At 66.1% G+C, this 26,522-nt stretch carries 28 protein-coding genes; 21 read left to right on the forward strand and 7 right to left on the reverse strand.

Features of this window, described 5'->3' with window-relative positions:
• Window positions 1-264: 264 nt before the first annotated feature.
• From P12x_RS27130 to P12x_RS27145, 4 genes are all read left to right on the forward strand, one after another.
• On the forward strand, window positions 265-1,818 hold the full coding sequence (locus P12x_RS27130) for a GTPase (protein ID WP_435008152.1): 1,554 nt from the start codon (window positions 265-267) through the stop codon (window positions 1,816-1,818).
• 230 nt (window positions 1,819-2,048) lie between these two features.
• The gene (locus P12x_RS27135) at window positions 2,049-2,510 is read left to right on the forward strand and encodes a hypothetical protein (protein WP_435008153.1); all 462 of its coding nucleotides are present in this window, start codon (window positions 2,049-2,051) and stop codon (window positions 2,508-2,510) included.
• A gap of 124 nt (window positions 2,511-2,634) precedes the next feature.
• Window positions 2,635-2,847 carry a DUF883 family protein gene (locus P12x_RS27140; protein ID WP_435008154.1) on the forward strand — a complete coding sequence of 71 codons (213 nt, stop codon included), beginning with the start codon at window positions 2,635-2,637 and terminating at the stop codon, window positions 2,845-2,847.
• Complete coding sequence (locus P12x_RS27145; RefSeq protein WP_435008155.1) at window positions 2,826-3,293, forward strand: phage holin family protein; 468 nt, start codon at window positions 2,826-2,828, stop codon at window positions 3,291-3,293. The genes P12x_RS27140 and P12x_RS27145 overlap by 22 nt, the downstream gene beginning before the upstream one ends.
• Window positions 3,294-3,368: 75 nt before the next feature.
• Here the strand turns inward: P12x_RS27145 and P12x_RS27150 are convergent, their stop codons facing one another.
• On the reverse strand, window positions 3,369-3,806 hold the full coding sequence (locus P12x_RS27150) for a CBS domain-containing protein (protein ID WP_435008156.1): 438 nt from the start codon (window positions 3,804-3,806) through the stop codon (window positions 3,369-3,371).
• Window positions 3,807-3,893: 87 nt separating this feature from the next.
• The gene (locus P12x_RS27155) at window positions 3,894-5,288 is read right to left on the reverse strand and encodes a sigma-54-dependent transcriptional regulator (RefSeq protein WP_435008157.1); all 1,395 of its coding nucleotides are present in this window, start codon (window positions 5,286-5,288) and stop codon (window positions 3,894-3,896) included.
• Window positions 5,289-5,605: 317 nt separating this feature from the next.
• On the opposite strand from P12x_RS27155, the gene P12x_RS27160 reads away from it, so the two are divergent.
• From P12x_RS27160 to P12x_RS27175, 4 genes are all read left to right on the forward strand, one after another.
• Entirely contained in the window at window positions 5,606-5,803 is a 198-nt protein-coding gene (locus P12x_RS27160) for a hypothetical protein (protein ID WP_435008158.1), read from the forward strand.
• 114 nt (window positions 5,804-5,917) lie between these two features.
• On the forward strand, window positions 5,918-6,970 hold the full coding sequence (locus P12x_RS27165; RefSeq protein ID WP_435008159.1) for a sensor histidine kinase: 1,053 nt from the start codon (window positions 5,918-5,920) through the stop codon (window positions 6,968-6,970).
• Window positions 6,971-7,171: 201 nt separating this feature from the next.
• Window positions 7,172-7,591, forward strand: a complete 420-nt coding sequence (locus P12x_RS27170) for a hypothetical protein (RefSeq protein WP_435008160.1) — start codon at window positions 7,172-7,174, stop codon at window positions 7,589-7,591.
• 252 nt (window positions 7,592-7,843) lie between these two features.
• Window positions 7,844-9,103 (forward strand): hypothetical protein, encoded by a 1,260-nt coding sequence (locus tag P12x_RS27175; RefSeq protein ID WP_435008161.1) that lies wholly within the window; start codon window positions 7,844-7,846, stop codon window positions 9,101-9,103.
• Here P12x_RS27175 and dprA read toward each other — a convergent pair.
• Window positions 9,066-10,199 carry a DNA-processing protein DprA gene (dprA, locus tag P12x_RS27180; RefSeq protein ID WP_435008162.1) on the reverse strand — a complete coding sequence of 378 codons (1,134 nt, stop codon included), beginning with the start codon at window positions 10,197-10,199 and terminating at the stop codon, window positions 9,066-9,068. The two genes, P12x_RS27175 and dprA, sit on opposite strands and share 38 nt — an antisense overlap.
• The gene (aroB, locus tag P12x_RS27185) at window positions 10,196-11,329 is read right to left on the reverse strand and encodes a 3-dehydroquinate synthase (protein ID WP_435008163.1); all 1,134 of its coding nucleotides are present in this window, start codon (window positions 11,327-11,329) and stop codon (window positions 10,196-10,198) included. The genes dprA and aroB overlap by 4 nt, the downstream gene beginning before the upstream one ends.
• Before the next feature lie 370 nt (window positions 11,330-11,699).
• Between aroB and P12x_RS27190 the strand changes: the two genes are divergently transcribed.
• The 12 genes from P12x_RS27190 to P12x_RS27245 all read left to right on the forward strand — a co-directional run bounded on the left by P12x_RS27190 (window position 11,700) and on the right by P12x_RS27245 (window position 21,740).
• Window positions 11,700-12,776, forward strand: a complete 1,077-nt coding sequence (locus tag P12x_RS27190; RefSeq protein WP_435008164.1) for a site-2 protease family protein — start codon at window positions 11,700-11,702, stop codon at window positions 12,774-12,776.
• Window positions 12,763-13,554, forward strand: coding sequence for a homocysteine S-methyltransferase family protein (locus tag P12x_RS27195; RefSeq protein WP_435008165.1), 792 nt, complete (start codon window positions 12,763-12,765; stop codon window positions 13,552-13,554). The genes P12x_RS27190 and P12x_RS27195 overlap by 14 nt, the downstream gene beginning before the upstream one ends.
• Before the next feature lie 101 nt (window positions 13,555-13,655).
• Window positions 13,656-14,114 (forward strand): YkgJ family cysteine cluster protein, encoded by a 459-nt coding sequence (locus P12x_RS27200; protein WP_435008166.1) that lies wholly within the window; start codon window positions 13,656-13,658, stop codon window positions 14,112-14,114.
• Between the two features lie 14 nt (window positions 14,115-14,128).
• Window positions 14,129-14,410, forward strand: coding sequence for a hypothetical protein (locus tag P12x_RS27205; protein WP_435008167.1), 282 nt, complete (start codon window positions 14,129-14,131; stop codon window positions 14,408-14,410).
• A 2-nt stretch (window positions 14,411-14,412) separates the two neighbouring features.
• Complete coding sequence (locus P12x_RS27210) at window positions 14,413-14,973, forward strand: HYExAFE family protein (protein WP_435008168.1); 561 nt, start codon at window positions 14,413-14,415, stop codon at window positions 14,971-14,973.
• Entirely contained in the window at window positions 14,970-15,215 is a 246-nt protein-coding gene (locus P12x_RS27215; RefSeq protein ID WP_435008169.1) for a hypothetical protein, read from the forward strand. The genes P12x_RS27210 and P12x_RS27215 overlap by 4 nt, the downstream gene beginning before the upstream one ends.
• A gap of 44 nt (window positions 15,216-15,259) precedes the next feature.
• Entirely contained in the window at window positions 15,260-16,237 is a 978-nt protein-coding gene (gene bioB, locus P12x_RS27220) for a biotin synthase BioB (RefSeq protein WP_435008170.1), read from the forward strand.
• A 90-nt stretch (window positions 16,238-16,327) separates the two neighbouring features.
• On the forward strand, window positions 16,328-17,560 hold the full coding sequence (locus tag P12x_RS27225; protein WP_435008171.1) for a beta-ketoacyl-[acyl-carrier-protein] synthase family protein: 1,233 nt from the start codon (window positions 16,328-16,330) through the stop codon (window positions 17,558-17,560).
• A 195-nt stretch (window positions 17,561-17,755) separates the two neighbouring features.
• Window positions 17,756-19,492 (forward strand): ABC-F family ATP-binding cassette domain-containing protein, encoded by a 1,737-nt coding sequence (locus P12x_RS27230; RefSeq protein ID WP_435008172.1) that lies wholly within the window; start codon window positions 17,756-17,758, stop codon window positions 19,490-19,492.
• Window positions 19,493-19,651: 159 nt separating this feature from the next.
• On the forward strand, window positions 19,652-20,791 hold the full coding sequence (gene mqnE / locus P12x_RS27235; RefSeq protein ID WP_435011734.1) for an aminofutalosine synthase MqnE: 1,140 nt from the start codon (window positions 19,652-19,654) through the stop codon (window positions 20,789-20,791).
• A 77-nt stretch (window positions 20,792-20,868) separates the two neighbouring features.
• Window positions 20,869-21,096: a DUF433 domain-containing protein gene (locus P12x_RS27240; RefSeq protein WP_435011735.1), complete on the forward strand. Its 228-nt coding sequence runs from the start codon at window positions 20,869-20,871 to the stop codon at window positions 21,094-21,096.
• 116 nt (window positions 21,097-21,212) lie between these two features.
• The gene (locus tag P12x_RS27245; RefSeq protein ID WP_435008173.1) at window positions 21,213-21,740 is read left to right on the forward strand and encodes a hypothetical protein; all 528 of its coding nucleotides are present in this window, start codon (window positions 21,213-21,215) and stop codon (window positions 21,738-21,740) included.
• 69 nt (window positions 21,741-21,809) lie between these two features.
• Here P12x_RS27245 and P12x_RS27250 read toward each other — a convergent pair whose 3' ends face one another.
• On the reverse strand, window positions 21,810-23,177 hold the full coding sequence (locus P12x_RS27250; protein WP_435008174.1) for a DEAD/DEAH box helicase: 1,368 nt from the start codon (window positions 23,175-23,177) through the stop codon (window positions 21,810-21,812).
• A gap of 499 nt (window positions 23,178-23,676) precedes the next feature.
• On the opposite strand from P12x_RS27250, the gene P12x_RS27255 reads away from it, so the two are divergent.
• The gene (locus P12x_RS27255) at window positions 23,677-23,910 is read left to right on the forward strand and encodes a hypothetical protein (RefSeq protein WP_435008175.1); all 234 of its coding nucleotides are present in this window, start codon (window positions 23,677-23,679) and stop codon (window positions 23,908-23,910) included.
• A gap of 79 nt (window positions 23,911-23,989) precedes the next feature.
• On the opposite strand, the gene P12x_RS27260 is transcribed toward P12x_RS27255, so the two are convergent.
• Both P12x_RS27260 and P12x_RS27265 read right to left on the reverse strand, forming a co-directional pair.
• Window positions 23,990-25,492 carry an amino acid permease gene (locus P12x_RS27260; RefSeq protein WP_435008176.1) on the reverse strand — a complete coding sequence of 501 codons (1,503 nt, stop codon included), beginning with the start codon at window positions 25,490-25,492 and terminating at the stop codon, window positions 23,990-23,992.
• A gap of 114 nt (window positions 25,493-25,606) precedes the next feature.
• Window positions 25,607-26,350, reverse strand: a complete 744-nt coding sequence (locus P12x_RS27265) for a hypothetical protein (protein WP_435008177.1) — start codon at window positions 26,348-26,350, stop codon at window positions 25,607-25,609.
• Between the last annotated feature and the right edge of the window lie 172 nt (window positions 26,351-26,522).

Raw genomic sequence — 26,522 nt, forward strand, 5'->3', positions numbered from 1 at the left:
AAGCCCCTCAACCTTGCATCCGTCGCGATGGATGCAAAAAATGACGGTTGGACTGCCTTGTCGCGGCATGAGAGTGTGTGATCTCGGATCCGCACCCCGGCTGACTACTCGCGAAGGTAGACCTCCCCGAGATCCCGGCTGAGGGGGCGGGTTCCTCTGGATCTCGGCAATGAAAGTGCATCCGCTGTCCAATGAAGAGTCGAACCGGCCGAACGGCTCGGCGAGACCGCGAATCCTCCGACGACGCCCGAGAGGCGGTGCACCTTGTTGAAGAACTGGCGGTGGTGGGTGCTGATCGTCCTGTTCCTCGGCCCCTATCTGGGGTTCATGGGACTGGGCTTCCTCTGGCTCAAGGAGCGGGGCTGGGTCTGGGTCAGCGTGGCGGGGGGGATCTCGATCGTCGCGGGGGTCGCCTTCACCCTGCTCATGTCGCGATGGACCAAGTCGCCCAAGGCTTTCCTGCCGCCCATCGACTGGGACGCGCCCCACACATTCTCGGAATTCGATCGCCAGGCCTGGGCTCTGGTGGAGGCCGAGTCGGAGCGGGGCGACTCGCTGGACATGGCCGCCTTGACCCGATTCGAAACCTACACCGAGACCGGCCTGAGGCTGGCCAACCGGATCGCGGCCCATTACAACCCGCTCTCGGCCGACCCGATCGAACGGATGGCGGTGGTCGAGTTGCTCACCGCGCTGGAACTGGCCGCCGAGGACCTCGCCAATCTCTGTCGCCAGATCCCCGGCGGCGACCTCGTCACGCCGGCCGACTGGAAGCGGGCCGTCGTGGCCGCAGGATACATCCAGAAGGCCAGCGACCTGTACACCTACTTGCTGCCCCTCTTCAATCCGGTCACCGGCCTGCCCCGGCTGGCTTCGCAACATCTGATGGTCAAGCCCGCCTGGAAGTCGATGCAACAGAACGTCTTGCGGTGGTTCTACCGGGCGTTTGTGAACCGCCTGGGGACTCACCTGATCGAACTCGATAGCGGCCGACTGTCGATCGGGGCCGATCAATACCGGAGGCTGACCCGCCGAAAGAGGTACTCCGGGAGCGTCGACCCCGAGGCCACCCCGCTCGTGATCGCCGTGGCCGGGGCGAGGCACTCGGGCAAGTCGAAGCTGATCGAGGCGATCGAACAGGCACGCCAGGGCGATCCGACCGCGCTCGGGGTGACCGGGCTCGACCAGGCCGGTCTCGAGCGACTCGAGACCGCAAGGATCGTCGAGGCCGAAGGCTACACCACCTGGCCCCAGGGCAAGGAGTCGGCCCGGGCACGATCGACCCGCCGTCATGCCGTGGCCGACTCAGCCGAAGCGGATCTCCTGATCCTGGCGGTCGACGTCCGGGCCGAGTCCTCCGAGGCCGACCAGGCATTCCTGAGAGACTGGGCGAAGTGGTATGTCGACCATCCCGGCCTGGAGGTCCCCCCCGTCCTCGCCGTGGCGACCCATGTCGACGCCCCGGGGCTGGCCGGGGGTTGGATGCCTCCCCACGACTGGACTAATGGGCAGGGTCCTCGCGAGATGGCGGTACGATCCAGGATCAAGGCCCTCCGCGACTCGCTCCCCTCCACGATCACCGAGATCATCCCGGCGGCCCCCGGGGCCGGGGCGGACGCGAGGGTGGCCGAGACGGTCCTTCCTCCTCTCACCCGGCTCTGCCATAAAGCCGAACGGAACGCCTTGATCCGGAACCTCCGGGCCGCCTCGGCCCGATCCCGGGCCGGTCGCCTGTTCCGCCAGGTCGGCCACCACGGGCGGGCCCTCCTGAAAGGGATCCGCGAACGAGGTAAGCCCGAAGACGGTGACGCAGCCTGAAGACTCCCACAACCGAGCAATCCACTGCGCGGCAGCCGCAACGCCTCGACCACTTCAACATCTCGCCATCGAGGATCGGCGACGATCCGAAGGTTGGCACTCCGGTTGCGTAGTACCCTCAGGCATCGAGGGCGGGAGTGCCGTCCCAGGGGCCAAGTCGGCCTCCCAGACCCGTCAGAGGACCAGTCGTGGCGACCGCACCATCAGAAGTTGACGAGATTCGCCGACGGATGGCCCAGATCCGTCGCGAGCTTCACGAGGACGTCCGAGGCGTCGTGGAGGGGGCCGAAGCGGCCACCGACTGGCGACGCTACGTCCGAAATTACCCCATGGCCTCGATCGGATTGGCCCTGGCCGTCGGCTATCTGGTCGTCCCGCGACGTCGGCAGACGGTCCGCCAGATCACGGCCGCCCCGTTCGGGGAATCCCGCGAGCTTGCCGAGCCAGTCCGGGTGATCGAGCGGGAGGCCGAGAAGAAGGGCAAGGGTTTGCTCGGCACGGCCATCGGCTTTTTTGCCCCCATGGCCCTCCGGGCCGCTCAGGGGTATGCCCTCCAGTACGCCGAGCAATGGCTTGCTCAGCACATGGCCCAGCAATTCCAGAATCATCCCGACCTGGCCGCCGCCTTCGGAGGCCATGCCGAACCGCCACCCGCGCCGACGAACCGGCCGCCGACCGCGCCTCGATATTGAAAGCGAGGCGACCTCGGAGGCCGGGTGAGCCTGCGGGTTGGGCCGATTTCGAGATCACTCACCCGGCAATCCACCAGACACAGACACCTCGAACCCCGCCGGTTGTCGGCGGAAGGTCGACTTGATGACTGATCGAACACAGGTCCCGGAGGCAAGCCTCGGGGTCGGCACGGACAACGTCAAGGAACGGGCCCTGGAGTTCGCGGCGACCGCCCGCGAGCAATGGACGGGAGCAACCCGGACCTTGAGAGACTACATCGTCAAGGAACCCACGCGGGCCCTCGGGCTTGCCTTGGGCATGGGGGTACTTCTGGGATGGCTGATCAAGCGTCGATGAGTCGGGTCAACGGAGTTCCGGTCGAGGCCTCGCCCGGGAGCCTGGTCGGGAATATCGCCGAGTTCGGCAACGACGTCGCGACGCTGGCCGAGCTCCAGGCGAAGCTGACGGCCCTCGACGCCAAGCAATGCGTGAGTCGGGCTACGATCCCATTGATCGTCGTCGTGACCTCCGCCGTCCTGGTTTTGGGGAGCATCCCCGTCTTCCTGATCGGGCTGGCCGACCTGATCGCCTCGGGAACGAAGCTCTCCCCCGAGATGGCCCGGCTGATCGTCGGACTGGCCACGATCCTCCTGGCCGCCCTCGCGGCGGTCTTCGCCCTCAGGCTCTCGCTGCGGAGCCTGGAAAGCTTCCGGCGGTCGAACGAGGAGCTCGCTCGGAATCTCTCCTGGATCCGGACCGTCCTGGTCCACAGCGGGCGATCGATCGCCCGGCCTCGGTCCTGATCGGAGGGGACGTCCCGCGAATTTGACGAATGGGCGAGGCCCGATCGAGAGATCGGGCTTCACTCATTGGCGGGTTCACGCATGCTCGACGACGTCGGAGACGACCCGGCCGAGCCGCCGGTCGGGCAGGTGGGGGGCGAGGTCGGACCAGGCGATGATGCCTACCAGCTGATCCTGGGAGTCGATGACGAGGAGGCGTCGGACCGCCTTGTCGGAGAACTTCTCGGCGATCGCCTCGATCCCCTCCTCGGGGGCCACCGAGACGACCGCACGGGACATCAGGTCGGAGACCGGCCGGGTGGCCAGGGTCTCCTCGAACTCGGTCAGCCCCAGGGCGACGTCGCGGTCGGTCAGGACTCCGACGGGCTTGCCGTCGTCGAGGACGGGTACCGCGCCGCAATCGGCGTCCCGGAAGATCATCACGGCCTCGATCACCGTGCTGAAGGTCGAGCAAGATCGAGGGCTCGGAGTCATCACATCGGCGGCGGTCAGGGGCCTTGGCTTGCTATCCATGGGAACATTCTCCGGGTCGGGGGGAGGATCGACGGGGGATCGGGCGTTGGCCAGTCTGATATTGCAACTCCCGGACCCGCCCGGACCTCATGCCGACTTGAAGGGATATTTGTCGATCCCATACTGACTGATCTTCCCGGAGACGCTCCGCCTGGAGAGCCCGCAAAGCTCCGCGCACTTCCCGACATTCCCCCGGCACTTCTCCAGGGCCTTGAGGATATATTCGCGCTCGATCTGCTCGGTCGCCTGCTGGACGTAGAAGGGCAGGGGTTGTTTCAGGTCGATCTCGAACTTGGGTTGTTCCTGGGCCGGGGCGCCGGAGACCCGCGCCGGGAGGTTATCGGAGTTGATCACGTCGCCGACCGTGGTGACCGCGGCCCGCTCGATGGCATTCTCCAGCTCGCGGATGTTGCCCGGCCATCGATAGCCGATGAGCCGCTCCATCGCCTCGGGCGAGACCTTCTTGGCCTGCTCGTTCGTCCGGGCATACTTGTTGAGGAAGTGGGTGATCAGTAGCGGGATATCCTCCGGGCGATCGCGAAGCGGCGGGACATCGATCTTGATCACGTTGAGCCGATAATAGAGGTCCTCTCGGAACTTGCCCTCCTTGACCTCCTTCTCGAGGCTCTTATTGGTCGCGGCCACGACCTTGATGTCGACGTCGATGCTCTCGTGCCCGCCGACTCGCTCGAACCGCTTTTCCTGGAGGACCCGGAGGAGCTTGGCCTGCATCGCCGGGGAGATGTCGCCGATCTCGTCGAGGAAGATCGTCCCCTTATCGGCCAGCTCGAACCTGCCTTTCCGGCGGGCGTCGGCCGAGGTGAAGGCCCCCCGCTCGTGCCCGAACAGCTCGCTCTCCAGGAGGGTTTCGGGCAATGCGGCGCAGTTGATGGCGACCAGGTTCCCCTGGCGATCCTCGCTCGAATAATGCACGGCCTTGGCGATCAGCTCCTTGCCGGTGCCCGTCTCGCCCTCGATCAGGACCGTGCTCTTGGTCCCGCCGATGTGCCGGATCAGCTCGAAGATCTTATGCATCTCCGGGTTCTTGGAGATGATGCTGTGGAAGCTGTAGTTCTCCTTGAGCTGCTGGCGGAGCTGGAGGACCTCATCCTGCAACGCCCGCTTGGTCAGGGCGCGGTCCATCACGATCTTCAGCTGGGTCGGGTCGATCGGCTTGGTGAGGAAGTCGTAAGCCCCCAGGCGCATCGCCTCGACGACCCGCTCGATCGAACCGAACGAGGTCGTGACGATGGTCGTCACCAGGACGCGCCTCTGGGCGACCTCGCGGATCAGTTCCATCCCGCCCATCCCGGGCATCCGAAGGTCCGTGATCAAGACGCTGTAGTCGGTCGAGGTCAGGGCGGACAGCGCCTCCTGGCCGTTGGAGACCGCGTCGACGGTCAAGTCGTCGGTCTCCAGGAGCTTCTTGAGCTGGGTGGTGCTATACGAATCATCGTCGACGAGAAGGACTTTTCGGTGCATGGGCTCTCTCGATCCGAGGGGACCGGCCGGTCAAGATTTGACCGACCCGCGCGAGTCGCTGCGCATCTCCGAGCAAATCCGATACCCGACCGTTTCCTGTTCCCCGAATTCGGGAAACACATTGCTTCCTGCCGTCAACTCTCCGTTGTATCCGCCGGAACCTACGGGCGATAGCAGGCATCAATTTACTCAACCGGCAATCGAACCTGGAAGGATGTCATCCGGTCGAAAATTAAGGCACAAAAAATGCAGACTCTATCGACTGAGGGATTCCGCCAATTATGCGGAGCTCTACCGGCCCTTCCGGAGGAAATTCGATGGTCGACACGGCACGCCTTCGCTATCCCGAGGACATGACGCTAGCAAGCCGCTCCGGCGATGCGTCTTCGATGGAACAATACGCGGTTGAGGCGGTCGATTGGGTGAAGGAATACGCCCAGGAGAAGCCGGTCACGTTCGCCCTCTGGGCGCTCGGAATCGGCTTCGTGCTGGGCTGGCGTCTCAAGCCCTGGTAATTGCCGCAGTTCGGCCCTCGGCCGCCTTCAACTCACGACCAATCCACGCCGAAACCGGCGGCCAAGAACCCCGGGCCAGGCCTTCCGCGAATTCATTCATGGGAAACACCCGAAGTGACGGCCACCGACCGCGTGCTTGTATTCGATGAAGAAGCGGGCCGCGCGGCGATGATCGCCGCCAGCCTGAATGCCGCCGACCTCGCGACCGACCGTTGTCACGACCCCCGCGACGCCGTCATGGTTCTCCGTCGCGTTAGACCGGCCGTGGCCGTGGTGGTCGGGGGCGATGGCGTGTTCGGCGGGCTTGCCGAGGCCGCTCGGGGGATGCGAATTCCGACGTTGGCGGTGATCGAACCGGCCGGCGATCCTGCTTCTATCGCGGCCAAGGTCCGCGAATTCGAAGGCTGGGCGTTCCTGAACGGCCCCGCCACCGAGATTCCCATCCGGGTCGCGGCCCTCCTCCGGTCGAAGAAGCAAGAGGCGCCCCATCCCCCGATCGACCCGAAATTCCTCGGCCTGATCGTCCACGACCTTCGAACGCCGCTGAATGTCATCGGACTGACCATCCGGGCGATCCAGATGTCGGTCCCCCAGCCCACGGCCGAGTTCGAGGAGGACCTGACCTTCCTGATCGAGAATGCTCGCCAGATCGAGAAGATGCTGGCCCAGCTCGGCGATTACTGCCGGCTGAGCGAGGATGGGGCGGGTTCCTTCAGGTCCCCGTTCGACCCCCGGAGGTTCCTCTCGGATTTCCTCGAAGACTGGAAAGAACGCCCCGGAGGCGGATCGCCCCCGGTTGGGCTGGAGCTCGAGGAGAGTTGCCCCCGGGAGGTCGTGCTCGATGAGGTCCGGGTTCGGTTGGCCATGCAGCACGCGATGGCCAACACGGCCGCGGCGGCCGGCGAGTCCCCGGTCCGGGTCAAGGCCTCGGGTGGCCCCGGAAGGTGGGTGATCGAGCTGATCATCGACCGCCCGCCCCCGGAAACGGTCGGCTCGCTCGAGTTGCGTCCCGAGTTATTCGAACGCCTGATCGGAGTAGCCGCCGAGCGTCGGGGGCTCGACCTGGCGATCGCGGCGGGCGTGACCCGCTCCTTCGGCGGAACTGCGCGACTGGTGATCGAGCCGGGTCGACGATCGACCGTGGTGCTCGATTGGCCGACCAGCTGACCGCCGATTCGACCGGATCTTGGGGTGATTGCGGGGCATCCCGGCTACGGCATGAGGGTTGCCTTGCAAAGCTCAGGACCCGAGCCCGCACTCCCAGTATCCCCGAGACCGAAAGCCAGGAACGACATGGCAACCGCCCCGCAGATCAATCGCGAATGGATCGTGAGCCAATTTTCGATGGGGATCGAGGCTGAGCAGAAGATGACGGACGACGCTAAGTCGACCTCGGCCTCCCCCCCCGACCCGTCGCTCGGCGTCCTCTATCATGAGATCGCCGTCGCCGATGCGCGTCATATCACGATTGTCGAGACCATCGCCACCCGATACGGATACAATCCATCGAAGGGTCGCTCCTCCGGCATCGGGGGCTCGATCAGGAGCCTCACCGAGAAAGTGGGCGAGATGGGGTCGTCCCCGTTGCAGCGGGTCGAGCACGATCTCTCGGCCAAGTCCAGCGCCATCCACTGGTACACGGCCTGGATCCAGGCCTTCCAGGCCATCGGCGACGCCGAAAGTGCCCGAGAGCTGGCCGCCGTCCTGATCGAGGAGAAATCTCACCAGGAGGCCCTCCAGGAAGGGCTCAACCGCATCCTCGTCCGGGCGTCCCTCGGCGAGGGATGAAGCGAGGAGCCGCCGGGCCCTTCGACGTGGTCCAATCGTGCCGGGGTCGGGCGTCCGGGCCCGACCGGACCCGCCCTCCGAACGATCCATGCTCCATCCCGGGCGATCCCTCGAGAAATCGCCGGGGCCAAGTCCCTGATGACTTGCCCATAAAAAAATAGGAATCATGTCGTTGCCCATCCATGATGGATGTCGCTACTATAATTGTAGTCGTGAGAATGGGGAGGACCACTAGCCAGAATCGGGTGAGGCATGGTCGATCGCTCGGCCACAATTCGACTTGTCGTGATCGTCCTCCTCGCGTTGGTGGGCCGATCCGAGGCCGGATTCACCATTCATGATCTGGGCGTGCTCAGCCCCGGCGGGAGCAGCGCCGGTCGGGCGATCAACAACTCCGGGGAGGTGATCGGCACGGCGACCGACGCGAATGGCGGGAGCCTGGCGGTGATATCCCCGGCCAGCGGTCACTTCCAGTCGATCGCCACGATCAATGCCCTGTCCAGCTATGCCACCGGGATCAGCAGCTCGGGGGACATCGCCGGGACGATGGTCGACGCGACCGACGGCAAGGTGAGCGCATTCTCGATCGTGGGCAATTCGTTCCTGAAATTCGGCCCGCTCAAGGTGGCCGGGCGAACCGGGGGGGCCACCCACGCCAACGGAATCAACGCCGGCGGAGAGATCGTCGGGACCGGCCTGATCCCCGGCCGGGTCGTGGATGGCGTCTATCAGCCGAGCGGGTTCCCGACCTCGACCGCCTTCCGGGGCTCGGACCCGAACTCGCTGACGATCATCAATCCGTTGGGCACCGGCACGGCCAACTATGGGAACGGGATCAACGGGGCCGGTACGGTGGTCGGCAGCTCGCAGATCTCGGTCAATGGCCCGCTCCACGCCTTCCTGGCGACCTCCGGCGATCAGGCGACCGACCTCTTCGACCGCAACGCCGCGGGGAACTTCACGAACAACATCGAGGGGATCGGCATCAACGACCGGGCGGACGTGATCGGCTCCGGGATCATCGCGAACCGTTCGCACGCCTACTTCGCCTCGGCATCGGGAGGCGCCCTCATCGACCTGGGGCTGATGGGAGGGACCTCCAGCTACGCCCTTGGCCTGAATAATCTGGCCGACCCCATCGTGGTGGGCCAGGTCCTTTACGGGTCGAGCGACTCTCGTGCGTTCCTCTGGCAATCGAGCACGGGGATGATCGACCTCTACTCGCTCCTCTCGGCGAGCGACCGGCTGACCTGGACGCAACTGAGCCTGGCGGGAGGGATCAACGACTTCAACCAGATCACCGGCATGGGGATCATCGACGGCCAGATGCACGGATTCGTGCTGACGCCGACCGAGGACTCGTCTTACTACCAGCCCCCGCCGCTGCTCCCACCCCATACCGGATCGACGCCGGCCCCGCCCGCCCTGGTGATGATGGCGATTGGCTGTGCCCTCGTGGCCGGGACCGTGCGAGTCAGGCGCGGACGAACCTCGGCCCGGGCTGTCGCCTGATCAGCCGACGCATCTCCAGGACGCTCAGCGTGGCCATCACCTGCGAGGCCGTCAGGCCGGTGACGGCGATCAATTCGTCGACGGCAACCGGGCGATCGTCCAGCCGGCCCAGGAGCGATCGCTCCTGTTCGGACAGCGAGAGTTCCGCCGGATGGCGGACCGCCGGTTGCTCGGGACCGGCCTTGATCTCGCGGACCAGAGGTCCGAGTTCTTCGAGGATGTCGTCGACCGTCTCGACCAAACGGGCCCCGTCGCGGATCAGGTAGTGGCACCCCCGGCTGGGCAGGCTGTCGACCGGCCCGGGGACGGCGAAGACCTCGCGATTCTGGTCGGTCGCGTGCTTGGCGGTCGAGAGCGACCCGCTCCGGGGGGTCGCCTCGACGACCACCACGCCCAGGCTCAGCCCCGAGATCACCCGATTCCGCTGGGGGAAAAGCCCCGCGATCGGTTGCTGACGCATCGGCGACTCGCTGAGGATCGCCCCGGAGTCGGCCACCTCGGCGGCCAGATCGGCGTGTTCGGGCGGGTAGACCTCGGAGAGTCCGTTGGCAAGGACCGCGATCGTCCGACCGCCGGCCGCCAGGGCCCCTCGGTGGGCCGAGGCATCGATCCCCCGGGCCAGCCCAGAGACCACCGTCAGGCCCACACGAGCCAATGACGAGGCCAGACGTTCGGCGATCCTCATCCCGTACGGGGTGCATTTCCGCGAGCCCACCAGGGCGATTGCCAGCTGGTCAGCGGGCTCGATCGTCCCCCGGACATAGAGCAGGCTGGGCGGGTCGGGGATGTCGGTCAGTGGGGGCGGGTATCCCGGAGAGCCCTGGCCGACCACCCGGACGCCCGACTTCCGGCAGAGTTCCAGCTCGGCTTCGGCATCGACCTCCCGACGCGCCGAGGCGATCAATCGGGCCAGCCGGGTGCCGACTCCCGGGACATCCCGGAGCGACGCCTCCGGGGCTCCGAGGACCGCCTCGGCCGAACCGAACGCGTCCAGGAGCGCCCGGCAGGTCCGGGGCCCGACGCCCGGGACCATCGTGAGCCGGACCAGGTCGACCAGGCCGGGGGCGGACTCGGCATTCACGCCTTCCACGGTCACGCGTCCCCCGATCCGCCGGGGGCGATCGTCGCGGCGATGGCCTCGCGAATCCGGCCCTCCTGGGCGTCGATCAGCTCGACCCGGCCGATCATCCGGGGCAGGACGAATCGGATCTTACCTCGCTGATTCTTCTTGTCGCGGCCCATCGCCTCGATCAGGGCATCGGCATCGAGCCCCGGGGCCTCGACGGGCAGGCCGAACCGGCGGAGCAGGGCGGTCAGGCGGTCGGTCGGCTCCGGCCCGATCCAGCCCAGCCCCTCGGCCAGCCTCGACTCGGCGACCATGCCCACGGCCACGGCCTCGCCGTGCTGGAACGCCCCGCCGTAGCCCGAGACCGCCTCGATCGAGTGGCCCACGGTGTGCCCGAAGTTCAGGACCGCCCGGAGGCCGGTCTCCTCGCGCTCGTCCTGCCCGACAACCCCGGCCTTCAGCTCGCAGCTTCGCGCGATGATCCTCCGGGTCGCGTTGGGCTCGCCTTCGGCGATCGCCCCGGCGGCCTCTTCGAGGAAGTCGAAGAAGGGGGCGTCCAGGATCACCCCATACTTGACCACCTCGGCCAGCCCGCATCGCCACTCGCGAGCGGGCAGGGTGCCCAGGCTGGCCGTGTCGATCCAGACGCCGGTGGGCTGGTGGAACGCCCCGATGATGTTCTTGGCCCCCGGGTGATTCACGCCCACCTTGCCGCCGACCGAGCTATCGACCATCGCCAGGAGACTGGTCGGGATCATCAGGAGCGGGAGCCCTCGGGCATACGTCGCCGCGACGAATCCCGCCAGATCGCCCACCACGCCTCCCCCCAGCCCGACGACGCAAGTCTGACGATCGGCCCGCATTGCGACCAGTCGGTCGTACAGATCCGAGGCCCGATCGAGGCTCTTGCTCGACTCGCCGGCCGGGATCACGGCCGTACTGGTCGAGATCCCCTGGCCATCCAGGGCCCGGGCGTAGTCGCCGGCCATCCCCTCCAGGTTTTCGTCGGTAACGAGCAGGGCCGATCGGCAATCCCGACCCGCCCAGCGCGAACCCAACGCCTCGCGAGCGAAGGCCCCGAAATCCCCCGCACCCGCCCCGCTCACGATCCGGACCTCGTAGGAACGAGGGCCGAGTTCGACATTTACGCTGGTCAACATCGTCTGGACTCAGGTCGGTCGGAAAGACTCAGAACTGAAGGACTTAGGACTGACGGCCACCTACACCTACACCTACATCCACACATCCACCACCGGGGTAGACTCTGCGCCTACTGATTTCGCAGTCGATGAAGGCTTCAGTCTATCGCAGTGGATAGTGATTGGCCAATCAGCACCGGAAAAGCGATCGAGCACCAACACACGGCCCCGAGTCCTGAGTCCGGAGTCCTCCAAGACCAGGGTCCTTCCGACCGCCCCGAGTCCTCCCGACCGGAAGTCCTTCCCGAAAGGGCCTCCCGTTGCTACATTGGAGATCACGGATGCCGCGACGAATCGGCCGACCTCCGCAACCCGCCACGGGTGGTCCGATATGACTGATCTACTGACGTGGTCGATCGACCTGGGCCGTTGGTCCGGGGTCCGAGTCCGAATCCACTTCTTTCTGATCTTCTTCGCCCTGGGGCGGCTCCTCAACGCCGCGATCGCCCCCGAGAACACGATCGTCGCGACGGCGGGCTGGCTCTTCCTCCTCCTGCTGGTACTGGCCTTGCACGAGCTGGGCCACGCGGCGATGGCGGTCGCCCAGAACATCGAGGTCGAGGACATCCGGCTCTGGCCTCTGGGCAACTTCGTGATCCCCGTCGGCTCGTCCAAGGGGAACGACAGCATCTCGGTGGCCGCGGCGGGGCTCGCGACCAGCGGGTTCCTGGCGATTGCCTCGGCGATCGTCGTGGCCATGGCCGGGGGGGTCATGGTCCTCAGCCCGTTCGGCTCAGGACTGGCCGACTCCGGGGCCCCGTGGGTCCAGGGGACGGCCTACAAGCAGCAATTCGACGCGCTCAGCCCGACGTGGTGGGTCGGCTGGTTCGGGCATCTCAACGCGGTCGTTTTCATGGCCAACCTGATCCCGGCCTTGCCGATGGACGGCGGTCGGATCTTCCGGGCGATCCTGGCCCGGACCTCGGTCGGGATCACCCGAGACAACCCCTACGCCCAGTGGATGGCCCGGAGCTGGGCCCTGATCCTGGCGATCGTCGGCGTGGTCAAGATGGGCAGCGGCGGGTTCGGCGACGGCCTGACCCTGTTCGCCCTGGCGATCCTGATCGAGCTGATCGTCCGGACTGAGTCGCGGATGATGGAAGACGGCGGATTCTTCGAGGATGGCGTCTTTGGCTACGACTTCTCCGAGGGCTACACCAGCCTGGAAGGCAGCGCGGCCAAGGTCCGCCCGCATCGCGAGAGCGCCATCAAACGCTGGCGGAGACGCCGATCGGACCTCCGTCGTCAGCGCCGGATCGCCCGCGAGGCCGCCGAGGAACAGCGGATGGACGAGATCCTGGAGAAGCTGCACACCCAGGGCAAGGGGGCGCTTACAGACGAGGAGCACCGGTTCCTGGTCCGGGTGAGCACCAAGCTCCGCAATAACCGCTCTCGTGCCCGCGACTGATCGGTTCCGCGAAGCCCTGGACCGGGGGCCGATCCTGCTCGACGCCGCGATGGGGACCCGCCTGATCGCCCGGGGGCTCGACCTGGCGGTCGAAGATCCGTCGTCCTGGGTCCTCAACCGACCCGATGTCATCCTGGACATCCACCGGAAGGACGTCGACGCCGGTTCCGACGCGATCCTCACCAACACCTTCGGGGCCAACCGGGCCTGGCTCGCCCGATCCGGCCAGGCCGATCGAGCGCCGGAGATCAACCGAGAGGCCGCCCGGATCGCCCGGATCGCCGCCGGCCCCGACCGGCTCGTCCTCGGCTCGATCGGCCCGACCGCCGATGGAGATCCCGACGCCCTTCGCGAGCAGGCCGAGACGCTGATCGAAGGGGGCGTCGACGCCCTGATCCTGGAAACCCACCACTTCGATCAGGCCCGATCGGCCCTCAAGATCCTGGTCCCGGAGTCGAGAATTCCCGTGCTCGCCAGCCTCTACCGATGGCCCGATCCGATCGGCAACACGGCGCAAGTCCTCGCCGACCAGGGAGCCTCGGCGATCGGGGCCAACTGCATCCCCGGGATGGGTCCGGCCCTCCTGATCGCCCGGAAGCTTCGAGCTGCTTGCGACTTGCCGCTCATGGTCAAACCTTCTCCCGGCCGGTCCTCCCCCGGATCGTTCGTGCGGGCGGTCCCGAGGCTGCTCGCCCTGGGAATCCGACTCATCGGAGGCTGCTGCGGGACCGACGAATCCCACGTCGCGGCCCTGCGGTCCCGGATCTTATCCCGGTAGGTTGTCGGTTGGCCTCGCGAGACACCTGGCCGATCCCTTGGCGATTCGATCCCGGTTCGATTATCATCCCTCTGGACAAAAACACCGGTAGGACCGCCGCCTTGGCCAAGATCCCCGACCCCACCCATTCCCGACGCAAGAACACGATGCCGAGGGCCGAACTCCCGGCGGGGGAATGCCTTTGCGACCACTGCGCGGGGAAGTGCTGCCGATATTTCTCGCTGCCCATCGAGACGCCTACCACCTGGGACGATTACGACGCGATCCGCTGGTATCTGGCCCACGGGCAGACCCTGGTCTACCTCGAAGAAAGGACCTGGTATCTGGTGGTCATGACCCGGTGCAAGTACCTCTCGAAGGAGGATCGCTGCCGGATCTACCTGAGCCGACCCAAGATCTGCCGGGACTACACGACCGAAGGGTGCGAGTACGACGAGGACTGGATCTTCGAGAAGGTCTTCGAAACCGCCGAGCAGATCTGGGAATATGCCGAGGCGATCCTCCCCCCGAGGCGGAAACCGAAGCCGGCCACCCCGGGCCTGACGGTGATCACACCCTGACCGAGACCACCCGCATGGCCCTCCGATCGGAAGACGATGAACAACCCGAACCCATCATGGACGAATTGACGTTTTGGCGTACCTGTTGTGAGCGTGGCATCACGGTTTGTCGCATTCCCAAGCCATTCAGGGAAGAGATGAAGACCTGGCTCATCGAGAAGCACCCGACCTTCGTCGACCGGAACGGCTGGACGTCTGCCTATACATTTGATTTACTCGAAGATGCTCGAGCGAGCATCGGACGCTACTTCGTCACCGGGATTGAGCCGACGCCTCGAACTCCAGGGCAAGAATAAGCTTGGCCATCCGATCCAACCATTACGAGGCGGCCTTCGAGGCCTACATCCGGTCGATCCGGGTGCCTTGCGTGGCCGTCGATGAGGCGAAACGTGCGCTTTTCGGGGACGAGGGGGTCAAAAATCCCGACTTCTTGCTGTATCCTCGGTGTGGGCCGAATCTCGTCGTGGAAGTGAAGGGCAAGAAGGGGAAGGACGCCCGGGGGCGTCGTCCCTGGGAGAACTGGGTGACGACCGACGACCTCGACGGGTTGGCCCGCTGGCAGGAGACGTTCGGCCCGGGCTTCCGGGCGATCCTGGCATTCGCCTACGCCGAGCCCCTGGCCGAGTTCGGGCTGCCCAAGGGGGATGGCTCGTACGTCTTCCGCGACCGGGCTTACCGGTTCTGGGCGGTCGGGCTCGACGATTACGTCTCCCACCTCCGATCGCGAGGACCGGCCTGGAAGGCGGTCGCCATGGCCCGTGCGGCGTTTCGTCGACGGGTCCGCCCCCTCCAGGAATGGCTGCCGATGACGCTTGAAGCCCCGAGACGACCACGACCCCTCAAGGAGCGCGACCGATGAAATCCCGCCTGTCCGCCCTGACCCTCGGACTCATGCTCGGCCTGGGTGCCCTGACCTCACCGGCCCTGGCCTACCAGAAGACCCCTGATCCCCCCCAGAAAGAAGTCACTGACGGATTCTTCGACGTCCCCGCGCGCGATCCCAGCGAGGAGTCCGAGCCCTGGGGGCTGCCCTCCTACATGATCACCTCCGCCCTGGGCGGGCTGGGCATCTTCATCCTCTGCAAGTCGGCCCGGCGTTGATGGTCGAGGTCCTTCGAATACTCAGCCCCATACCAGGAATCGCGATGAGCGAAATGAGTTCGCGACCGACGCTCGACGACGTGGCGGCCATCTACCGGAGCCCTGTCCTGGACCTGGTCTTCAGGGCCGCCGAGGTCCACCGCGCCCACCACGACCCCTCGGAGGTCCAGGTCTGCGTCCTCCAGTCGATCAAGACCGGAGGATGCCCCGAGGACTGCGGCTACTGCCCCCAGGCCGCCCGGTATCACACGAGCGTCGAGGCTGAACCGCTGATGGACGTCGAGGCCGTCCTGGCCGCCGCCCGACGGGCCAAGGAATCGGGAGCGGCCCGGTTCTGCATGGGGGCCGCCTGGCGCGAGGTGAAGGACAACCGCCAGTTCGACCGGGTCCTGGAGATGATCCGGGGCGTGAAGGAGCTTGGCCTCGAAGCCTGCGCCACGCTCGGGATGGTCAACGAGGACCAGGCCCGGAGGATGAAGGAGGCCGGGCTCGACGCCTACAACCACAACCTCGACACCTCCGAGGCCTATTACGACCGGATCATCCAGACCCGGACCTACCAGGACCGTCTCAACACCCTGGCCAGCGTCCGGAACGCCGGGATCACCGTCTGCTGCGGCGGGATCGTGGGGATGGGCGAGTCGGACGACGACCGGATCGCGCTGCTCCACACGCTGGCGAACCTGCCCGAGCCGCCCGAGTCGGTGCCGATCAATGCGCTGGTGGCCGTCGAGGGGACACCCCTGGCCGACCGCCCGAACGTCTCGATCTGGGACATGGTCCGGACCATCGCCACGGCGAGGATCCTGATGCCCGGGTCGATGGTCCGGCTCTCGGCGGGCCGACTCGGGATGTCGGAATCGGACCAGGCCCTCTGCTTCCTGGCCGGGGCCAACTCGATCTTCGCCGGAGATAAGTTGCTGACCACCCCCAACCCCGGCACCGACCGCGACCAGATCCTCTTCGACCACCTCGGCCTCGTCCCCAAGCCGGCCGCGAGTGCCGGGGTGCACGTCCCGTGAACGAGGGAGACGATCTTTTCGCACTTCCCCTCTCCCCCCGGGAGAGGGTGGCCGAAGGCCGGGTGAGGGTGAATTCTCCGATTCTACGCCATGATCGTTGACCAGAGCCGGACGATCGTCATCACGGGGATCGGCCTGGTCACCTCGCTTGGCTCCGATCGCGAATCTTCCTGGGGAGCGATCCGGAACGGTCGGAGCGGGGCCCGGATGCTGGACCTGGCCGAACTCGGCCCCGGTTTCGCCGGGTTCCCGACCCCTCGACCTTCCTCAATCGAGACCGACCCCGCGCTCGGGCTGCTCGAATCCGCGGCCGATCAGGCGATGGCCGACGCCGGGCTCGAAGGCCCGGACCGCGACATCGACCCCGTTCGCGTCGCGGTCCTGATCGGGCTGAGCAAGGGGGGCGTCTGGAACCTATCCCGGACCCACCGGATGGTCCGATCGGGCAGCACCGACGAAGAATCACTGGCGAGGGCCTGGTCCACCTCATGGCCGAATGCGGGGGCCTCGGCGGTCGCGGCCCGTCGCGGATTCCGAGGGCCGTGCCTGGCCCCGGTCGCGGCGTGTGCCACGGGGCTGGTGGCCGCGCTCCAGGCCGCCGACCTGATCCGTCGGGGGGCCTGTGACCTGGCCCTGGCCGGAGGGGCCGACGCCTCGCTCGAACCGATCCTGCTGGGCGCGTTCCGCCGGATGAAGGTCCTGGCCCGGTTCGACGGGGATCCCACCCGCGCCGTCCGTCCCTGGGATCGCAATCGTTCGGGGTTCCTGATCGGGGAAGGGGGGGCCGTGCTGGTCCTGGAACGGCTCGACCGGGCGCTGGCCCGGGGCCGGATCCCGATTGCCGAGCTGGCCGGAGGGGCGCTTGGCTCCGACGCCCACCACGAGACGTCCCTAGACCCCAACCCCGAGAGCCTGGCGCGGGTGATCCGCCGGGCCCTGGCCGACGCCTCGACCAACCCCACCGAACTCGACGCCGTGAACGTCCACGGGACGGCCACCCGGTCCAACGACCCGCTCGAATGCCGGGCCCTCCGCCTGGCCCTGGGGGACGAGGCATCCCGCCTGGCCTGCTCGGCGAACAAGCCGCAGATCGGTCATCTCCTCGGGGCCGCAGGCTCGGCCGAACTGGCGATCGCCGCCCTATCGATCCGCGATGGCTTCGCCCCGCCCACCTTGAATCTGGACGACCCCGACCCCGCCTGCGATCTCGACGGCACCCCCCGCGTCGGCCGGTCGCTCCCGATCCGGGCCGTCCTCAAGCTCTCGATCGGTTTCGGGGGACACCTCGCCGCAGCGGTCCTCCGGAAGGTCGACCTCGGCTGAAGCCTGATGAATTTTTTCAACCTCAACGAAAACGAATCTGAAGCCCTCTTGCGGTTTGAGCAGGGCACGCCTAGAATATTATGCCCACTGCCAGGATCGATCCTCCGAGGCGATCCGGACCCGCCGAGATGTACGGCAGGCCCATCCCGCCGCCTCAGCCCGCTTTCCCCTCATTAGCCGAGACATCCGACCGCCATGATCCGCCTCATCAACGCGCGAAAGAACTTCGGTCGCCAGACGCTCTATGACGGCGTCGACGCCTCGATCGTCCGCGGCGAGCGGATCGGGCTGCTTGGCAAGAACGGCGCCGGGAAGTCGACCCTGTTCAAGGTCCTGATGGGCCAGGACCACCTCGACGACGGCGAGCTGCTCCGCGACCGGAAGATGTCGATCGGCTATCTCCCGCAGGAGATCCACCCGCTCAAGCACGGCACGGTCTTCGAGAACATGCTAGGCCACCTCGGCCCCTGGACCGAGGCCGACGTCCGGCTCAAGAAGGTGATGGCCGGTTTGGAGAAGGGGGATCCCAAGGCGCTCGACGACTACGACGACGCCATGGAAGCCTTCCTGACCGCCGGCGGCTACGAGATGGAGGCCCGCGCCAAGTCGATCCTCCTGGGCCTGGGCTTCTCGGTCCCCCAGCTTGATTCTCCGGTCGCGTCGCTCTCGGGCGGCTGGGCGATGCGGCTCGCCCTGGGCGGGATGCTCGCCTTCGAGCATGATCTGCTGCTGCTCGACGAGCCCACCAACCACCTTGACCTCCTCAGCGTCAAGTGGTTCGAGGACTTCCTGCGTTCCTACGCCGGGGCGATTCTGATCACCTGCCACGACCGCGACTTCCTCGACCGGGTCATCAACAAGACCTTCGAGCTGGAGATGGGCAAGCTCCACATGTACAGCGGGAATTACTCCGCGTACCTCCCGCAGAAGGACCATCGGATCAGCATCCAGCAGGCAGCCTTCGACGGCCAGCAGAAGAAGATCAAGGAGATGCAGGACTTCGTCGACCGGAACAAGGCCCGCGCCTCCACCGCCTCGCGGGCCCAGAGCCGCCTGAAGGCGATCGAGAAGATCGACCGGGTCGACGCCCCGCAGACCGACTCCTCGACCATGCGGATCAAGCTGCCCGAGCCCCCCCGGAGCGGCCAGGTCGTCGCCAAGCTCGATGACATCGGCTTCGCCTACGGGACCAAGGTGGTCTACTCCCGGCTCGACCTGGAGATTCAGCGCGGCGACCGCGTCGTCCTGGTCGGCCCTAACGGGGCGGGCAAGACCACCCTGATGAAGCTCCTGGCCGGGGTCCACAAGCCGACCCGCGGCGAGGTCGCGCTCGGCTCGAACGTCTTCGCCACCTACTTCGCCCAGCACCGGGTCGAGCAGCTCGACATGAAGGCCACCGTCCTGGCCAGCCTCCGAGAGGTCCATCCCGGCCTGCCCGACGGCAACCTCCGGGGGATGCTCGGGGCCTTCCTCTTCAGCGGAGACGCCGCCGACAAGCCCGTCTCGGCCCTCTCCGGTGGGGAGAAGACACGGCTCTGCCTGGCCAAGATCCTCACGGTCGCCCACAACTTCATCATGATGGACGAGCCGACCAACCACCTCGACATCGCCAGCCGCGACGTCCTGGAAGACGCCCTGGTCGACTACTCCGGCTCGCTCTGCTTCATCTCCCACGACGAGCACTTCATCCGCGCCGTCGCCAACAAGGTGATCGAGGTCGACTCGGGCAAGCTCACCATCTACCCCTGCAACTACGAGAGCTACCTCTACATGAAGTCGAAGGCCGAGTCCGTCCCCGGCGACTGGCGATCGCTCCTGGCCAAGGGGGCCAAGAAGCCCGACAGCCTGCCGATGAACCCACCCGCCGCCTCGACGCCGCCGGCCGCCGGCAGGGGGCAAGGCAGCAAGAAGGCGGGCAAGGTCTCGGCCTGAGCCTCGCGAAACCGGAGGCGCCGTGGGATCGGGCTTGTTGCTCCCACGTCGCCCGAGGTTGCCCCAGCGTTCAATTCCGACTAAAATCACCGTAAGAAGACGGAGCGTCCGGTTTTCGAGTCCGGGGTCGGGCTGATCGAGAAAAGGGTGGGTGCAGCGATGGCGACCGAGGCGAGTCGGCTGGCGGCGATCCGGGAGAAGGTCGAGGCGGGCGTCCGGCTGAGCTTCGAGGACGGCCTGGCGCTGGAGGCGTCGAACGACCTGTTTGCCATCGGCTCGATGGCCAATCTGGTCCGCGAGCGCTACAACGGCAACTTCGGCTACTACAACGTCAACACCCACATCAACCCGACCAATGTCTGCGTCTACAAGTGCGACTTCTGCGCCTTCCGGGCCGACCTGAACGACGAACGCGCCTATGTGATGGATCAGAAGCAGATCCTGGAACGGGCCAAGTCGGCCCATGACCGGGGGGCGACCGAACTTCACATCGTCGGCGGGCTCCACCACAAGCTGCCGTTCTCGTACTACGTCGACCTGATCCGCTGGATCAAGGCCGAGTATCCCGAGATCCACATCAAGGCGTATACCGGGGTCGAGGTCGAGTTCTTCGCCAAGATCGCCAGGCTCTCGATCCGCGAGGTCCTCCAGGAACTGGTCGACGCGGGGCTCGGGAGCCTCCCCGGCGGCGGGGCCGAGATCTTCCATCCCGAGGTCCGCGAGCAGGTCTGCGGGGCCAAGGCCTCGACCGAGGTCTGGCTCGAAGTCCACCGGACCGCCCACCAACTCGGGCTGCACTCGAACGCCACGATGCTCTACGGCCACATCGACAAGGCCAAGCACCGGATCGACCACCTGGTCCGGCTCCGCGAGCTTCAGGACGAGACCGGCGGATTTCAGACCTTCATCCCGCTGGCGTTCCACCCCGACAACTCGCGGATGGACGAGATCCCCAAGCCCTCCGGCGTGATGGACCTGAAGACGATGGCCATCAGCCGCCTGATGCTGGATAACTTCCCGCACATCAAGGCGTACTGGATCATGCTCGGGATCAAGACCGCGCAGGTCGCGCTCGCCTTCGGGGCCGACGACCTCGACGGGACGGTCGTCCACGAGACCATCTACCATGAGGCCGGGGCCGAGACCCCCCAGGAAATCACCGTCAACGAGATCCGTCGCCTCATCACCGAGGCGGGTCGAGTTCCCGTCGAACGAGACACCCTCTATCACAAGGTCGAGCGCGACGGGGCCCGGTGGACCAGCGGCGAGGCGATCAAGGTCGTGGCCCTGGCGGGTTGATCGAGGGAATGCTTTGCACGTAGGGGACTCGGAAGGGATCGTTGACAGTCGAGCCAGCGGTCCCTTATCGTTCAAGCATGAATTATCAAAAGATCATCACTCTCGAACCCGGCAATCGGGGCGGAAAGCCGTGCTTCCGAGGGCTCAGGATCACAGTCACGGACGTGCTGGAATATCTAGCTTCGGGGATGTCGGTTGAGGAAATCCTGGGCGACTTCCCCGACCTGACCGAGGAAGACATTCGAGCTTGTCCCGCTTTCGCCGCCGATCGCGAACGACGAATCGCATTCGTCCCAATACCTTGAGACTGCTCTACGGATTCGAGCCCGATAAAGCCGCCTCATTCCTCGTCCTAACCTGAGCAAAGTCCTGGCGACTGAACGACGGGATCGCCGGAAGCTGCCTCGCCCAGGGGGACGCCATGCCCGCTGACCATCCGGAAAGGCCGGCTCGACGAAGTCGGCTCGGACTCCGGGGGATGTTGATCGTGGTCGCCGTCGTCGCTGTGGCGTTCGGGTTGATCCTCCCTCTGTTCAGGCATGAGCTTGGTCAATTCGAGCGATACGCCTGGGTGAAGCTCAACCCTGGGGAGTTGTTGGATCGGCATGGCAACGTCGGGGCGATCCAGGGGCTCGTCAAGGAGTTCACGAATGCAATTCGCTCGGGTCATCCCGAGATTGCATTCGAGATGACGACAGCTGGGTATCGCCGCAGAAATACGCTCGACGCATTTCGGACGCTGGTCGAGGGGTTCGGGATGGATCGAGGACCTTGCACACTGGTCGAGGCAACCACGTCGATCCCGATCGGCGAGCTTCGATTCGTCTCGAAATACGAGCTTCGGTGCGTCCCATCGGGGGAATCGCCTCGGGTCGTCGAACTAGTCGTGATCACCGAGTCGGGCCAACTCAGGGTAAATCAGCTCGGGCCGGGTTCGGTCACCGAATGAGAAATCGCGGCGAGGGCTGGAAAGATTCCAACCCCCGACGCGCTCTGTTCGATCGTATGGCAGCGATCTTTAACGGCCTGCACCCGTGGGGGTCCGATCGCGGCGACCGCGCGGGCCTCCGCCGAAGTTGCCGCCGCCGCCACCATGTCCGCCACCGTGACCTCCACCATTCCGGCGAGGGGGGTGGAAGGGGCGTCCGCCTCGGGCGGGGCCTCGACGACCTCCGGGAGCCGGGCGCTGGGGACGGAAGAAGGGGCGAGGCGGGGCCGGGATGCCGTCGACCGTGTCGGCTTCGAGTTCCCGGGTGATCGCCCGCTCGATCTGGTCGAGCATCTTGGCCTGATCGGGGCAGACCAGCGAGAAGGCGGCCCCGTCGGAGCCCATCCGGCCGGTCCGGCCGATCCGGTGGACGTAATGTTCGGGGTCTTCGGGCAGGTCGAAGTTGATGACGTGGGTGACCCCTCGGACGTCGATCCCTCGGCCGACCACGTCGGTGGCGACCAGGAGCGAGAGTCGGCCGAGGCGGAAGCCCTGCAAGACCCGGTTCCGCTGGGCCTGGCTCAGGTTGCCGTGCATCGTGTCGGCCCGGAAGCCCTCCTGGCGGAGGAGCATCCCGACCCGGTCGGCACCACGCTTGGTCCGACAGAAGATGATCGCGCGGGGCGGTTCTTCGCGTCGGATCAGGCCGATGAGGAGGTCGAACTTCCGATCGGCGGCGACCATCAGGTACGACTGGCGGATCGCCGGGATAGTCGCGTCTTCATTCTCGTGAATGAGGCGGACGTCCTCGGGGTCGGTCAGGTAGGTGTTCGCCAGCTCGCGGACTTCCTTCGGCATGGTGGCCGAGAGGAGGAGCGTCTGCCGACCGTCGGGGATGGCCCGGAGGATCTCCTCGACGGCGGGCCGGAACCCGATGTCGAGCATCTGGTCGGCCTCGTCGAGCACGACGATCTTGACCTTGTCCAGCCGGATGGCGTTGCGACCCATCAGGTCCATCAGTCGGCCCGGGGTGGCGACCACCACCTGGCAGCCCTGGCCGAGCATCCGCTGCTGGCGGACGATCGACTCGCCGCCGACCACCGCCACCGCGTAAGCCCGACGGCCGAAGCAAAGCCGCTCGAACTCGCGACCGATCTGGGTGACCAGTTCGCGGGTCGGGGCCAGGATCAACGCCTGCGGTCGGCGCTCGCGTTCATCGATCTTTTCCAGGATCGGCAGCAGGAAGGCCGCCGTCTTGCCCGTCCCGGTGGGGGCGTTGCCCAGGCAGTCGCGCCCCGCCAGGGCGGCGGGGACCAGCTTCGACTGGATCGGGCTCGGGTCCTTGAAGCCTGCCCGGTCCAGGGCACGCAATGTCACTTCGCTCAGGCCCATGCCCGCGAAGGTGATCGTCTCATTCTCATGAATCGTCGGCTCGGTCACTTCAGTCGTCGTCTGCAAACTCAGCTCCTTGATCACCCCGACTTGCGGCGCGGACGGTCGACACGAATGGTTCGGTCGCCCGAAACTCGGACGCGGCTTCCGACAGGTCGGCCTTGTCGCGCCACAAAGGGTGGTCCGCCCCGTTCGCCATTGAGATCGGGGGCGGGAGGAACCGAAAGCGCAAAGAGACCAACGGTAGGACGATACGCGAAAGGCGAGAAGTAGCTCGGCCTCAAGCCGGTGGGGTACGAATAGTCGTCGTCATTCAATTCTGCAACTGCGAGAACATTGTAACACGTCGTCAAGCGCCGGCGAAGCTCGGTTTGCCCAAGTTCCGCGAAATCGCCTCGATCGTCGCTGTTCTCCCCGAGATTCGTCGAAACCTCCCGGAATGTTCGCTTCGGGTCCTCTCCTTCCTCTAGAATATAGGATGCTGGGGCCGCGCGGCCCCTTCGGGGGCCGGAGATTCAAAGGGTCACCTTCGGCGGGACCGTCGAAGGCGGCCCAGGGAGACAAGATGGACCAGTCCAAGAATCGCGACCCGAAGGCTCCCCGAGTCAAGGATCCCGCGGAGGAAGCCCTGGTCGAGCTATTCGACGAACAACTCCAAGAGGCGGAATCCCAGGAACTGAGCCACAAGTCCCTGACGGGGGATCCGGCCGCGACGGACGAGGACCATAAGCACCCCGACCCCTTGAGGCCGGTGAACCGATCCAATTCCGAGAAGAAGAGGCTGCGCGACATTCTCTGAGTCGGGTCCGGGCGACATCGAACGAAGGGGAGGGGGCCGGATCGACCGCGCACGCCCTCCTTCATTTTGCGCCGGGACTTCAGCCGATCTCCTGATCCGTTGCCGGCTTCAGGTGGGTATGGTATCGGCCATAACCGAAGTAGATCACCAGGCCCAGCGCCAGCCAGACGATCAGGCGGATCCAGTTGTCCGGGCCTAGCGAGAACATCAGGCCTCCGTTGAGGAGGATGCCCATCCCCGCCACGAAGGGAAGCCCCTTCACGCGGAAGGGTCGGGGGACTTCCGGGCTCCGGGCCCGGAGGATCAGGACCGAGACGCAGACCATCAGGAAGGCGAACAGCGTCCCGACGCTCACCAGGTCGGCCAGGAGGTCGAGGGGGACCAGGGCCGAGACCGACCCGACGATCAGGCCCACCAGGATCGTCGCCTTCCAGGGGGTCAGGAACTTCGGGTGGACCGCCCCGAAGAAGCCCACGGGAAGCATCCCGTCGCGGGCCATCGCCAGCAGGATCCTCGGCTGGCTGAGCGTGCTGACCAGCAGGGCGCTGGTGATCCCTGCCAGGATCGATCCGGTGATCAGGCCGGCGGCCCAGGTGCTCCCCTTGCCCACGAACGCGGAGGCGATCGGCGCCTTCACGTCGATCTCCAGGTACGGGACCATCCCGGTGATCACCGCCGCCACCGAGACATAAAGAATCGTGCAGATCGTCAGGGACGCCAGGATGCCGATCGCCAGGTCACGCTTGGGGTTCCGGGCCTCCTCGGCGTGGGTCGAGATCGAATCGAACCCGATGTAGGCGAAGAAAATATGCGCCGCGCCGAGCGGGATGCCCTTCCATCCGTGATCCTTGTGGAGGAAGGGGGACCAGTTCTTCGGCTCGACGTAGGTCGAGCCCAGGCCGATCACCAGCAAGATCACGCAGAGATTGACCAGGACCATCGCCAGGTTGAAGCTCGCGCTCTCGCGGATTCCCACGACCAGGATCACGGTGATGGCCGCCACGATCATCAAGGCCGGCAAATTGAAGTAGGCCTGGGCCATCCCCGTCGAGCCGTCGGGCATGACGACCTCGACCTGCTTCCAGAGGAAGGCGTGATGCTCCAGGTCGAAGTCCCAGGGGGCATTCAGCCATCGAGGGTCGATGGCCAGGTGGAACTGGTCGCGGAAGAGTGCCGCCAGATATTGCGACCAGCCGACCGCCACGACCGAAGATCCGATCGCGTACTCCAGGACGAGGTCCCAGCCGATGATCCAGGCCACCAGCTCGCCCATGGTGGCATAGGCGTAGGTGTATCCGCTCCCGGCGACCGGGACCATGCTGGCCATCTCCGCATAGCAGAGCGCCGCGAACAAGCAGCCGATCCCGGCCAGCACGAAGGAGAGGATCAGCGAAGGCCCTGCATCGTTCCGGGCCGCCTGCCCGGTCAGGACGAAAATCCCCGCTCCGATGGTGGCACCCACCCCGAGCGCCGTGAGGGCGACCGGGCCGAGGACCCGGTTGAGCCTCTCTCCTCCCTCGACCTCCTGGAGCAGTGTCTCGATCGGCTTCCGCGCGAACAGGCTGGAGGGTCGTCGTCCCATCCTTCGTCCCTTCTCCTCGGATCGGTGGGCGTCGTTCCCTGGTTGGCCCAGGGTACGTCAATCGACGCCCTCAAGCAAACCCCGGTCCCCGGCGCGAACCGCGGGAGGGGACGCTCAGACCGTTCCGGAGGCGGAGGTCAGGAAATGGACCCGGCGGCGGGCACGCTCCTCCCGGATCCTGGAAGCCGCCTCGTACAGCTCCATGTCTCGGGGATTCAGGGCGATCAGGAGTTCGGTCAGGGTCCGATCGCCGAGGATCTCTCGCGATCGATCCGCATATCCCGGGACCGGGTTCCGGTTCTCGAAACCGGCGGAGACCTCGGGCCAGCCCATCATCCCGATCAGGTCGCGGATCTCGGAATCGAAGTGCTCCTGGACCCCCAGGAAGAAGAAAGCTTCGGGCTCGAGCCCTTCGAGGAAGGTCCCCGCGATGCGATCGCGGACCGTCGGGTCCTCGGCGAATTCCCGGAGCGGGAGGTCCTCGTTCCGGAGCCGAACGATCAGGGGATTCGGCGAGCCGGGCGGGAGCTCCTTCAAGCCTTTCCAGAAGTAATAGAGCGAGGTCACCCAGGCGGCCGGGTGCCGGACCCAGGCGATCCGCCGGGCCTCGGGGAAGAACCCGTCGTACTTCCGGATCGCGAAATGGCCGTGGACCGCCCGGTAAGGCTCCCCGATCGACTGGACCTCGGCCCTGGCCGACTCCCGCCAGCCCTCGCGATCGAGGTTGTATCGGGAGAGCGGATTCATCGGGTAGTCCTCATAATCCTTGTAGACCCGATCCACTCCGTGGATGGTCGTCAAGAGATTACCGAAGGTGCTGCCCGCCGTCTTCGGGACGTGAACCGAGATGACTTCCATCGGACCCTTTCGCGACCTGGGCCGAGCGACGTCCATGGCCATCGGCCGGCAACCTGGAATGCCGCAACAATCTTGCCTTCTTGTCGGCAAGCCGTCGAGGGAGCTTGAGCCGACCGGGCCGATCTTTCCGGACATCCCAAAAAGTCCGACCCTCCGGGATCGGGCAACCGAT

It is taken from the genome of Tundrisphaera lichenicola (assembly GCF_051175385.1).
Lineage (GTDB): Bacteria > Planctomycetota > Planctomycetia > Isosphaerales > Isosphaeraceae > Tundrisphaera > Tundrisphaera lichenicola.